The sequence below is a fragment of the Salmonirosea aquatica genome, assembly GCF_009296315.1.
In the GTDB taxonomy this organism is placed as follows: domain Bacteria; phylum Bacteroidota; class Bacteroidia; order Cytophagales; family Spirosomataceae; genus Salmonirosea; species Salmonirosea aquatica.
Map to the genome: position 1 here is coordinate 4,165,096 of NZ_WHLY01000002.1, position 11,088 is coordinate 4,176,183.

Annotated in this window: 10 protein-coding genes; 8 read left to right on the plus strand and 2 right to left on the minus strand. The window is 53.5% G+C overall.

Going from position 1 to position 11,088, the window contains the following annotated elements:
* Positions 1-115: 115 nt before the first annotated feature.
* A complete protein-coding gene (locus tag GBK04_RS18285; RefSeq protein WP_152762125.1) occupies positions 116-1,225 on the minus strand; it encodes a FecR family protein in 1,110 nt (369 codons plus the stop codon).
* Between the two features lie 77 nt (positions 1,226-1,302).
* Positions 1,303-1,890: an RNA polymerase sigma factor gene (locus GBK04_RS18290; RefSeq protein WP_373331095.1), complete on the minus strand. Its 588-nt coding sequence runs from the start codon at positions 1,888-1,890 to the stop codon at positions 1,303-1,305.
* A gap of 223 nt (positions 1,891-2,113) precedes the next feature.
* On the opposite strand from GBK04_RS18290, the gene GBK04_RS18295 reads away from it, so the two are divergent.
* From GBK04_RS18295 to GBK04_RS18325, 8 genes are all read left to right on the plus strand, one after another.
* The gene (locus GBK04_RS18295; protein ID WP_373331096.1) at positions 2,114-3,118 is read left to right on the plus strand and encodes a sigma-54-dependent transcriptional regulator; all 1,005 of its coding nucleotides are present in this window, start codon (positions 2,114-2,116) and stop codon (positions 3,116-3,118) included.
* The gene (locus GBK04_RS30755) at positions 3,079-3,447 is read left to right on the plus strand and encodes an AAA-type ATPase lid domain-containing protein (RefSeq protein ID WP_373331097.1); all 369 of its coding nucleotides are present in this window, start codon (positions 3,079-3,081) and stop codon (positions 3,445-3,447) included. The genes GBK04_RS18295 and GBK04_RS30755 overlap by 40 nt, the downstream gene beginning before the upstream one ends.
* Positions 3,448-3,612: 165 nt before the next feature.
* Complete coding sequence (locus GBK04_RS18300) at positions 3,613-3,690, plus strand: potassium-transporting ATPase subunit F (protein ID WP_152766227.1); 78 nt, start codon at positions 3,613-3,615, stop codon at positions 3,688-3,690.
* Between the two features lie 3 nt (positions 3,691-3,693).
* Positions 3,694-5,394, plus strand: a complete 1,701-nt coding sequence (gene kdpA / locus GBK04_RS18305) for a potassium-transporting ATPase subunit KdpA (RefSeq protein ID WP_152762127.1) — start codon at positions 3,694-3,696, stop codon at positions 5,392-5,394.
* A 17-nt stretch (positions 5,395-5,411) separates the two neighbouring features.
* Positions 5,412-7,505: a potassium-transporting ATPase subunit KdpB gene (kdpB, locus tag GBK04_RS18310; RefSeq protein ID WP_152762129.1), complete on the plus strand. Its 2,094-nt coding sequence runs from the start codon at positions 5,412-5,414 to the stop codon at positions 7,503-7,505.
* Between the two features lie 41 nt (positions 7,506-7,546).
* Positions 7,547-8,104: a K(+)-transporting ATPase subunit C gene (locus GBK04_RS18315; RefSeq protein ID WP_152762131.1), complete on the plus strand. Its 558-nt coding sequence runs from the start codon at positions 7,547-7,549 to the stop codon at positions 8,102-8,104.
* 49 nt (positions 8,105-8,153) lie between these two features.
* Positions 8,154-9,278 carry a sensor protein KdpD gene (locus GBK04_RS18320; RefSeq protein WP_152762133.1) on the plus strand — a complete coding sequence of 375 codons (1,125 nt, stop codon included), beginning with the start codon at positions 8,154-8,156 and terminating at the stop codon, positions 9,276-9,278.
* On the plus strand, positions 9,278-11,014 hold the full coding sequence (locus GBK04_RS18325) for a HAMP domain-containing sensor histidine kinase (protein WP_152762135.1): 1,737 nt from the start codon (positions 9,278-9,280) through the stop codon (positions 11,012-11,014). The genes GBK04_RS18320 and GBK04_RS18325 overlap by 1 nt, the downstream gene beginning before the upstream one ends.
* Positions 11,015-11,088 lie beyond the last annotated feature (74 nt).

Below are 11,088 nucleotides of genomic sequence, written 5' to 3' on the forward strand. Positions count from 1 at the left end.
GTTGGGAACATGTTTTACAGAACATGCCGGGGTACCCTGAGCGTCGAGTATGTTACAGCATTTCGACGCTCATTTTGTTTAGGGATTTTTCTAATCATGGGCATTCGGGTTTAGGTTAGTTGCATCCATCGGACTGGATCGTGATCTGATTTTCATTGATATAGTAGCGTGTGCGTCGTCCCAGGCTTTCGCAAATTATCTTCAGCTTTTCCGAAAGTGGCTGATCGTTCAGTGAGGTAGTCAGGTAGCAGTTCGTCAGCTTTTCCGCGGGAAAATCAATCTTCACCAAATACGCCTGCTCGAGGGTTTTGAATATCTGGGCCACGGGGACATCCGCAAATTCAAAACTCAGTTTCTCAATGTTACTCAGATCCCGGGTGAGGTTTTTCTCCTGCGTCAGGTCCTCAATTTTCTCAAAAATGCCGCTTTGGCGCGCGAAACGTAAGCCCTGATTCGGTAGAAGAAGTACCTTCTCACTTTCTGGATTTCCAGCTGATTGCGTGGAGGTGACGTTGACTTTACCCGTCCGAACCACTATCTCCACGTTCTCTTGATCTGTGAAAGCTTTAACCCTGAAACTGGTACCTACCACTTTGGTAACGAGCTCGTTGGCGTACACATAGAATGGTTTTTCAGGATTCTTGCTTATCTCAAAAAAACCATCCCCGGTTAGGTAAACCGTACGACTGCGTTCATCGAATCTCACCGGATAGCGCAACGTACTTCGGGGTTGCAGCAGCACCGAACTGCCATCGGGTAGCATAATGAGCAGCGGATGGTCTGCCGTATTGGTTTTCTGGATCAGGGTAGCGATCTGATTTTCAGGTGCAGGCGAACTCTGTAATAGTTCAGGAAGGGTACCTGGCCATGCCCTGTATAAACCCATAAGTAATGTACCCGTGATCAGTACCGAAACGGCAATTTTCCACCAATTCTGTTTCATGAACGGAACTCTGACTGTATTCTGGTAGGGGGTATCGGATGCTTTGATTTTAGCCCAGGTGTTTTGCAGGGCTTCCTGAATTTCCGGCCGGGAAACCTTTTCCTCCGGTACCCTCATGGCCAACAGCCCAACGCGGGCATCCTTCACGAGTTTGGCCCGCTGCGGAGTGTCTACGGTCCACTCTTCCCATCCCTGGGTGTCCTCCCCCCTAAGGACCCACCTCTTGAAAGATTCATCGTCCAGGAAGTGCTCCACGGATGTATATTGATCTCGCTGCTGCATCTGAAAGTACATTTCAACAGCAGAGAGGACAGCTTTTCGGGCCGATACTCAGTAAATGGTGATTTTTTTTGAAAAACTTAAATTATTTCAAAAAGCACCAGCCCCAGTGAAAGCAGGGTACCTTTCAAGTCCCGTCTGAGGCATACTAGGGCTCGGTGAATCAAATTACTGGCAGACTGATAGTTGACGTTAAGAATACGGGCGATCTGTTCGGTTTTCAGCCCATGGTGGTACCTCAGGAACAAAGCCTCTTTTTGGCGTGGAGGTAGGGAGTTGAGATGCTGATTGAGTTGATAGACCCGGCGGGCTGTTTCTTCATTGGCAATCAGGTGGTCCTCCACCGTGAAAGAAATGGAAAACTCAGCGTCATCCAGGATAGTGGTTTCCCTGAATATACGGTCACGAGCCTGAAAACGGGCAATGCGCTTGCGGACACAAGCCAGCAGATAGGCTTTCACCACAGCGGATTCGTCCAATGTAGAACGATACAGCCAAATGCCCGCAAATACATCCTGAACAAAATCCTGAACCCGGTCTGAATCAGGGATAAACGACCTTCCGTAGCGTACTAGGGTAGGGTAGTATCGCTCGAATAATGCGGTAAACGCCGCCTCATTACCATCGATGAGGCGGTGCCATAGTATTTCGTCGGTAGGAGAAATCACGTGCACTGGAAGAAGGTTTACTTTCCCTTTCGAAAAAGCATTAGTAAGAAAATTTACTGATGAGCGGGCTTCAACCTTCGGGCCGTATAAGACTGTGAAGCCTTAGCCAGTGATTCGGAGGGAGAGGTACCCTGGGCTCGGCACATCCTTGCCAATCCTATTTCTCAAGACGCGTTTTCCTTATAAAGAACCTTCCTATATTCGGGACTAAAATCAATCGCTTGTGCATAAAATCCTGATCATCGACGACGAAGACAAGCTGCGTTCCCTGCTGGCACGTATTATCCGGGCCGAGGGCTTCGAAGTACAGGAAGCTGCCGATGCAAAAACGGGCCTGCAGTTTTTGGAAAGGCAAACTTTTGAGGTCATTCTGTGCGACGTTAAGCTGCCCGATGCCAATGGCGTAGAGCTGGTCAAAAAACTGAAAGAAACCGCTCCGGCCACGGAAGTGATCTTGCTGACCGCCTACGGCAACATTCCCGACGGGGTACGGGCCATCCAGCACGGAGCCTTCGACTACATCACCAAAGGCAATGACAACGACAAGATCATTCCCCTGATTCACCGGGCCATTGAGAAAACCCAACTGCGCCAACGGGTGGAAAATCTGGAAAAACGGGTCGGGGAAAAGTACTCTTTCGATGCCATTCTGGGCCATTCGGTGGCGCTGCGGCGGGTAGTTGAGCTGGCGCAGAAAGTAGCCGCTACCGACGCCACGGTGCTGCTGACGGGCGAAACCGGGACCGGCAAAGAGGTTTTTGCCCAGGCCATCCACCAGGCGAGCGGTCGGGCAAGCCGCAGTTTCGTGGCTTTGAACTGCAGTACTTTCAGCCGTGACCTGCTGGAAAGTGAGCTGTTCGGTCACGTCAAGGGGGCGTTTACAGGTGCTTTAAATGATAAAAGAGGCTTTATCGAAGAAGCCGATGGAGGTACCCTGTTTCTGGATGAGATTGGCGAAATGCCGCTGGATTTGCAGGCCAAGCTGTTGCGGGTACTGGAAACCAGTGAATTCATCCGGGTAGGCGAGCAGAAGCCCCGAAAGTCCGACTTCCGGCTGATTGCGGCAACCAACCGCGATCTGAAAACCGAAAGCGAACAGCAGCGTTTCCGGCCGGACCTTTACTTCCGGCTCAATGTGTTCGCGCTGCACCTGCCCCCCTCCGCGAGCGCGTGGCCGACATCGAACCCATGGTCAGGCACTTCATTGCGGAATTCTGCGCCAAGCTGAAAAAAGTACCCCTGAGCTACGAGGCTGATTTTCTGGCCGCCCTGAAAGCATATTCCTGGCCTGGCAATATCCGCGAACTTCGCAACTGTTTGGAACGGTCTGTGATCCTGGCCGGAACCGAACCGCTGTCGGCCGCTTTGCTGCCTTTTGAGTTTAGCGTACCTGCCGCTCCCAGTCCGAGTTTGTCCGCTTTTTCGCTGAACAGCGCCGAGAAATTACAGATTCAGAAAGTCCTCAATCATACCAAAGGAAACAAGGCCGAAGCCGCTCGCCTGCTTGAGATCGGAATCGCTACGCTATACCGAAAAATCGAGGAGTATTCCCTCTAAAGTACCCTATCAATTTGAGAAGAGCCTATCATTTTGATAGGCTTTTTTTATGCCTGAATTTCTCGAGTCCGCTTCAAGGTTTTGACTTATAGGTAGTTAACCAGACACTGGCTTTTAGCGCACGCTTTTGGCATATCCACTTTCACAAACCAACGAAAGCTCCGTATGCTCATCTTATTCATCATTTCCATCGCCGTATTTGCCTACATGGCCTACGTGCTGATCAAACCCGAAAAATTCTAAACTATGAACACACAAATCTTCGGTATAGTCCTGATGTACCTTTTGGTCGTATTGCTGGCCGTTCCGCTGGGACGGTACATCGGCAAGGTATTCGACGACGAAAGTACCTGGCTCGACAAAATCTTCGATCCGCTGGATCGGCTGATCTTCCAGCTTAGCGGTATCGACTCCCGTGCTTCCCTGACCTGGCAACAAAACCTGGTGGCCCTGCTGGTCATCAATGGCTGGTGGCTGGTAGTTGCCTTGCTCGTGCTGACCAACATGAGCTGGCTGCCGCTTAATCCTGACGGCAACCCGTCCATGTCGCTCGACCTGGCGTTCAATACGGCGATCAGTTTCGTGACCAATACCAATCTGCAGCACTACTCCGGCGAATCGTCGCTTTCCTACCTGGGTCAAATGACGCTGATGCTGTGGCAATTTATCAGCGCGGGAACGGGTCTGGCGATCGTGGCGGTCGTTTTCAAGTCTATGCGGGAAAGTTTGAACCCTTCGCTGGGCAACTTTTACAGGCTGCTCGTGCGCAGCTGCACACGTATTCTTTTACCACTGGCCATCGTTTCTTCCATCATTTTGGTGTTTGAGGGGGTACCTATGACGTTTGAGGGCCAGGGTACCATGACTACCCTGGAAGGCGAAACCGTGGCCGTGAGTCGGGGACCGGTCGCGGCGTTTATTTCCATCAAACAGCTGGGTACCAACGGCGGCGGATTCTTCGGCGTCAACAGCAGCCATCCGCTCGAAAACCCGACCTACCTCACCAATATCGTCGAGAATGTCAGCATCTTCCTCATTCCCATTGCCTTGCTTTTCGCGCTGGGCTTCATGCTCAAACGCCGCAAACTGGCTCTGACCATCTTCGGCGTGATGACGCTCGGTTTCTTACTACTGGTCATTCCGGCGGTGACGAGTGAACTGGGGGGAAATCCTGCCCTCACAGCGCTGGGAGTAGCGCAAAACGCGGGAAGCATGGAGGGGAAAGAGGTACGCTTCGGGCCGGCGGCTTCGGCCTACTGGGCCATCAATACCACCGTCACCAGCAATGGCTCGGTCAACGCCATGCACGACAGCATGACCCCGCTCACGGTACTAACTACCCTGCTGGGCATGATGATCAACTGCTTCTACGGCGGCGTCGGGGTTGGGTTTCTTAATTTCTACGTATTCATCATTCTGGCCGTCTTTATCAGTGGTCTGATGGTAGGCCGCACGCCCGAATTGCTGGGCCGTAAAATTGAGGCCAGCGAAATGAAAATCGCCATGGGGATAGCCCTGTTGCATCCCTTTCTGATTCTGGCGGGAACGGCGCTGTCTAGCTACCTGTATATGCAGAATCCGACTCAACTGGCGGGCTGGCTGAACAACCCGGCCTACCACGGTTTCAGCGAAATGCTGTACGAGTTTACCTCCGCCTCGGCCAACAACGGCAGCGGTCTGGAAGGATTAGGCGATAATACGCCGTTCTGGAACTACGCCACAGGATTGGTGATGCTGCTGGCGAGGTACCTGCCCATCATCGGGCCCGTGGCCATCGCCGGGCAACTCGCCGCCAAGCGCTACACACCCGAAAGCCAGGGTACCCTGCGGGTGGATACAGGTACTTTCGGGGTGCTGATTTTCGCGGTCATTTTCATCATTGCTTCCCTGTCCTTTTTCCCCGCCCTGACCCTCGGACCGCTGGCCGAATACTTCTCTCTTTACTGACCTAAAATCATATTCTCATGGCAACTGAAAATACGTCCCTTTTCCAACGGGACCTCGTGCTGGAAGCCGGAAAACAGGCTATTATTAAATTGAATCCCGCCCGAATGTACCGCAATCCGGTCATGTTCACGGTGGAGATAGGTACTTTTATCATGCTGGGCGTCTGCCTGTGGATTCTGGCCGGGGAGCAGTCGCAGGGTACTTTGGGCTACAACCTGGCGATCTTTACGATTCTTCTGCTCACGCTGTTGTTTGCCAATTTTGCCGAGGGCATCGCCGAAGCGCGCGGCAAGGCACAGGCCGATAGTTTGCGCAAAACGCGGGAAGAAACGCCCGCCCGGCGAGTGGCAGCGGGCGATACTTTGCTGGCCAATAACCCTGTGAACATCTCTTCCTCGCAGCTACGCAAAGGCGATCGTTTCCTCTGCGAGGCGGGCGACATTATCGCGACCGACGGGGAGATTGTGGAAGGCTTGGCGACTATCGACGAAAGCGCGATTACGGGCGAGAGCGCCCCGGTAATCCGGGAAGCCGATGGTGACAAAAGCAGCGTGACGGGCGGTACCAAGGTACTTTCCGACCGTATAATCGTGGAAGTGACCACGCAGCCCGGCGAGAGTTTCCTGGATAAGATGATTGCCCTGGTAGAAGGGGCCGCACGGCAGAAAACTCCCAATGAAATCGCGCTGACGATCCTGCTGGCCGGTTTTACGCTGGTGTTCATTCTGGTAACGGTGACGCTGAAACCCTTCGCGGATTTTGCCAACACGCCCATTACCATCGCCGCTTTCATCTCGCTGTTCGTGTGCCTGATTCCCACTACCATTGGTGGCCTGCTGGCGGCCATCGGCATCGCGGGCATGGACCGCGCCCTGCGGGCCAACGTGATCACCAAGTCGGGCCGAGCCGTGGAAACGGCGGGCGACATCGACGTGCTGTTGTTGGATAAAACAGGTACCATCACGATCGGTAACCGCAAAGCCACCCACTTCTATCCCGCTCCCGGTGTTTCAGACGATTATTTTCGGGAAATCCTGGTACTTAGTTCGTTGGCCGACAATACCCCGGAGGGTAAGTCGATCGTGGAATTGGCGCGTGAGCAGACGTTGGCTCAGCCGGGCTATTCTGCCGGACGGGAAATCAGCGACGATACTTCCGGGATGACCTTCATAAAATTCACCGCCCAAACCCGCAGTAGTGGGGTCAATTTGCCCGCCGGACCGCGTGGCGAAGGACCGACCCGCATCCGTAAGGGGGCTTCGGACGCTATGCGCGACATGGTGGAAAAGAGCGGCAATAGTTTCCCCCAGGAAATAACCGAGCGCGTCAACGACATCTCGGGCAATGGGGGTACCCCGCTGGTGGTTGCGGTCAACGAAGCCGTGATCGGTGTCATCGAGTTGCAGGATATCATTAAGCTGGGGATACGCGAGCGTTTCGATCGTCTGCGAAAAATGGGCGTCAAGACGGTCATGGTCACCGGCGACAATCCCCTGACCGCCCGCTACATCGCTGAGAAAGCCGGGATTGACGACTACATCGCCGAAGCCAAGCCAGAAGATAAATTGGAGTATATCCGCCGCGAACAGCAAAGCGGTAAGCTGGTAGCCATGATGGGCGACGGTACCAACGACGCCCCCGCCCTGGCGCAGGCCGATGTGGGCGTGGCCATGAATAGCGGTACCCAGGCTGCCAAGGAGGCGGGCAACATGGTGGACCTCGACAACGACCCCACCAAACTCATTGAGATTGTCGAAATCGGAAAGCAACTACTCATGACGCGGGGTACCCTCACGACGTTCAGCATCGCCAACGACGTCGCCAAGTACTTCGCCATCGTGCCCGCCCTCTTTATTTTGGCTATTCCCTCGTTGCAGGGGCTGAACATTATGCGGCTACACAGCCCGGAATCGGCCATTCTGTCGGCGGTCATTTTCAACGCCATCATCATCCCGATTCTGATTCCGCTGGCCTTGAAAGGTGTGTCTTATAAACCCATCGGAGCCAGTGCGTTGCTGCGCCAAAACCTCTTGAAGTACGGTTTGGGTGGTATTGCGCTGCCTTTTATTGGAATCAAGCTTATTGATTTGTTGGTGGCGACAATTTTATAAGTAGCCGCTCATTTTTTCAAAAAATTGTAATGAAATAAACTATGAAAACGAACCTGATTCCCGCGCTGCGCCTGACTTTGGTGTGCGTGGTACTTTTTATGGGTCTTTACCCCGCCCTCATCTGGGGTATCGCCCAGCTTGCCCCCAATAAGGGGAAAGGCGAGGTAGTAGCGCATAACGGCGCGACCTACTTTACCCAAATCGGCCAGAACTTCACCACCGACCGGTACTTCAACAGCCGTCCCTCGGCGGTAAACTACAACGCCGCCGGGTCGGGCGGCAGCAACAAGGGGCCTTCCAATCCCGAGTACCTGGCCACCGTGGCGGCTCGCGTCGATACCTTTCGGGCGCATAATCCCGGGATGGAGAAAGTACCCGCCGAACTGGTGACGGCCAGCGGCAGTGGCCTCGACCCCGACTTGTCGGTAGAAGCCGTGCTGGTGCAGATTCCGCGAATCGCCCGGGCAAGGAGCGTTTCAGAGGAATCGCTGCGCCAGTTGGCCGCGGCGCACACCGAACAACCTCTCCTGGGGTTATTTGGCCCCGAAAAAGTCAATGTATTAGCGTTGAACCTGGCTTTGGATAATTTGGCCCAATAACTTTCGAAAAAAAACTGGCTGACCACCGCGAGTGCCAAACCTTTCTGTTATGGGTGAAAAGGAACAAAATGTGCAGCGTTTCCTGGATTTGATCCAAAAAGCAAGACGGGGAAAGTTTAAAATCTACATTGGCATGAGCGCCGGCGTAGGTAAGACGTACCGGATGTTACAGGAGGCACGAATGCTGGTCAGAAGCGGCATCGATGTGAAAATTGGCTATATCGAAACCCATAACCGCGCCGAAACGCACGACTTGCTGGACGGCCTGCCCCTAGTACCCCGGCGGCGGCTGTTCTACAAAGGGAAAGAGCTGGAAGAAATGGACGTGCAGGCTATTATCAATCTGCGACCGGAAGTCGTGATCGTCGATGAACTGGCCCACTCCAACATTGAGGGAAGTAAAAATGAGAAGCGCTGGCAGGACGTCGTCGAGATTCTGGAGGCGGGTATCAACGTGATCAGTGCGGTCAATATCCAGCACATCGAAAGCCTTAACGAAGAAGTGAAATGGATCACCGGCATCGAAGTGGCCGAGCGCATCCCCGACCGGATGCTGCATTTGGCCGACGAAGTCGTCAACATCGACCTGACCGCCGATGAGCTGATTGCGCGCCTGAGAGAAGGAAAAATCTATCCACAGGATAAAATTCAGCGCGCGCTCACCCATTTCTTTCAGCCCGATCGTATCTTACAGCTCCGCGAACTGGCTCTCAAAGAAGTGGCACGACAGGTCGAACGAAAAGTGGAAAAGGAGGTACCCCGTGGAGAAATGGGACGCCACGAACGGTTTATGGCCTGCATCAGCAGCAATGATAAAACGGCCCGGGCCGTGATCCGGAAAACTGCGCGGCTGGCAAGCTATTACACCAGTCATTGGCTGGTACTGTATGTGCGCACGCCCCGCGAAAGCAATGACCGCATTCCGCTCGACCGGCAGCGGCATCTGATCAACAATTTCAAGCTGGCTACCAGCCTGGGCGCTGAGGTAGTTGTGGTAGAAAAGCGCGACATATCCACCGCGATCATTGAAGAAGCCGAACACCGCCAAATTACCACCATCTGCTTGGGAAAGCCTCACCTGAGCCTGCTGCGGGTGATTGCGATGACCAGTCTTTTCAATGATTTACTCAAAAAACTCAATACTACGGACATTGACGTAGGCATTCTTTCCTGATGAAAATAAAAACCAAACTTTCGCTCGGTGTCGGATTGCTGCTTTTGCTGATCGTGACCGTCACTTTTGTCAGCGGAAAGTACATTCGCGACCTGCGGAACGACACCGAAAACATCCTCCGCGCCAATTACAAGACGCTGGACTATGCCCGGAACATGATGATCGCCCTGGACGAACCAGATCTGGAGCACTTTTCGTCCCGGGACTTTGAGGAGAACCTCGCCCGGCAGGCAGGCAATATCACCGAACCCGGCGAGGCCGAAGCGACTCGCCAGCTGGTCGCACATTTTCAAGCTTTGAAGGAAAGTCTGTCCAGCGACTCGCTCCGGCGGCTGGTGCGGCGTGATTTGTCAGACATTATGGGGCTGAACATGCGGGCGATCGTAGCCAAAAGTGATCAGGCCAGAGCTACTGCCGAAACGGCCACATCGGCCATTGCCTTCACCGGTACCATCTGTTTGCTGATAGCCCTGGTGCTTTTGGTCAATTTGCCCGGCAACATTGCCAATCCCATTCGTGAGCTTACCGGAAGCATTCAGCAAATCGCGGCTAAAAACTACGACGAGCGCGTCCATTTCGAAAGCCACGGAGAATTCGGCGATCTGGCGCGGTCGTTCAACACCATGGCTGAGAAGTTGCAGGAGTTTGACAGCAGTAGCCTGGCCGATTTGCTCTATGCCAAAAAGCGGAGTGAAGCTCTCATCGAGCACATGGAGGAGCCCGTGATTGGGCTAGATGAAAATCAGGTGATTCTGTTTGCCAACCGCAATGCCCTGCAGGTACTGGGCATGGCCAAAGAACAGGTGGTAGGTCGCTCGTCGAAGGATATTGCCAAAGTCAACGACCTGATGCGGGCGCTGACTGACGACCTGTCGGCTGAAACGCGTTCGGAACCGAAGGAAGCGCCTGCCCCGCTAAAAATTTTCAAGGATAACCGGGAAAGCTATTTCGAAAAGGAAATCGTGGGGATCCAGGTGGTTCCTACGGGCGAAAGGAAGGAGCAATCCAGGGGGCACGTGATTCTATTGAAAAATGTGACGCTTTTCAAAGAGCTGGATTACGCCAAAACCCATTTTCTGGCGACCATTTCCCACGAATTGAAAACGCCGATTTCTTCCATCAAATTGAGCCTGCAGCTCCTGCAGAACCCGGTGACGGGTACCATCAACGACGAGCAGGCCCAGCTCCTCGAGAGTGTTCGTGACGACAGCGACCGGCTGCTCAGGATTACGGGGGAGCTCCTGAACATGACTCAGATTGAAACGGGCAAAATCGAGTTGTTCATCGAACCCACCGACCCGATCAGGATTCTGGACTACGCCCTGGAAACGATCAGGGTACCTGCCGAACAAAAGCGCATGAGTCTCGTCACTCGTTTGGGCGAGTCGTTGCCACGCATTCAGGCCGATCACGATAAAACCACCTGGGTACTTACTAATTTGCTGACCAACGCCATCCGGCACTCCCCCGAGCAGAGCCGGGTAGAAATCAGCCTCGAACAAAAAGAAAACCAGCTCTTTTTTTATGTAAAAGATCAGGGTAAAGGCATCGAGGAGAGGTACTTGAGCCGCATTTTCGACCGCTATTTTCAGGTACCCGGCCATTTGAAGGAAGGGACCGGGCTGGGGCTGGCCATTTGCAAAGAGTTCATCGAAGCCCAGCGCGGACAAATCGGTGTTGAAAGTACCGTGGGCATGGGCAGCACCTTTTATTTCTGGCTGCCTGTAGGTAGGTGATGTTAACCCAACTGGATCGAGAGCTAACATGAAGTGTGGATGTAAGGTACCTTTGGCTAGGTTTGGACTATCAC

Coding starts and splice junctions, on each gene's coding strand:
- GBK04_RS18285 (WP_152762125.1), bottom strand. CDS start 1,225: ATGCAGCAGCGAGATCAATATACATCCGTGGAGCACTTCCTGGACGAT.
- GBK04_RS30755 (WP_373331097.1), top strand. CDS start 3,079: ATGGTCAGGCACTTCATTGCGGAATTCTGCGCCAAGCTGAAAAAAGTA.
- GBK04_RS18300 (WP_152766227.1), top strand. CDS start 3,613: ATGCTCATCTTATTCATCATTTCCATCGCCGTATTTGCCTACATGGCC.
- kdpA (WP_152762127.1), top strand. CDS start 3,694: ATGAACACACAAATCTTCGGTATAGTCCTGATGTACCTTTTGGTCGTA.
- kdpB (WP_152762129.1), top strand. CDS start 5,412: ATGGCAACTGAAAATACGTCCCTTTTCCAACGGGACCTCGTGCTGGAA.
- GBK04_RS18315 (WP_152762131.1), top strand. CDS start 7,547: ATGAAAACGAACCTGATTCCCGCGCTGCGCCTGACTTTGGTGTGCGTG.
- GBK04_RS18320 (WP_152762133.1), top strand. CDS start 8,154: ATGGGTGAAAAGGAACAAAATGTGCAGCGTTTCCTGGATTTGATCCAA.
- GBK04_RS18325 (WP_152762135.1), top strand. CDS start 9,278: ATGAAAATAAAAACCAAACTTTCGCTCGGTGTCGGATTGCTGCTTTTG.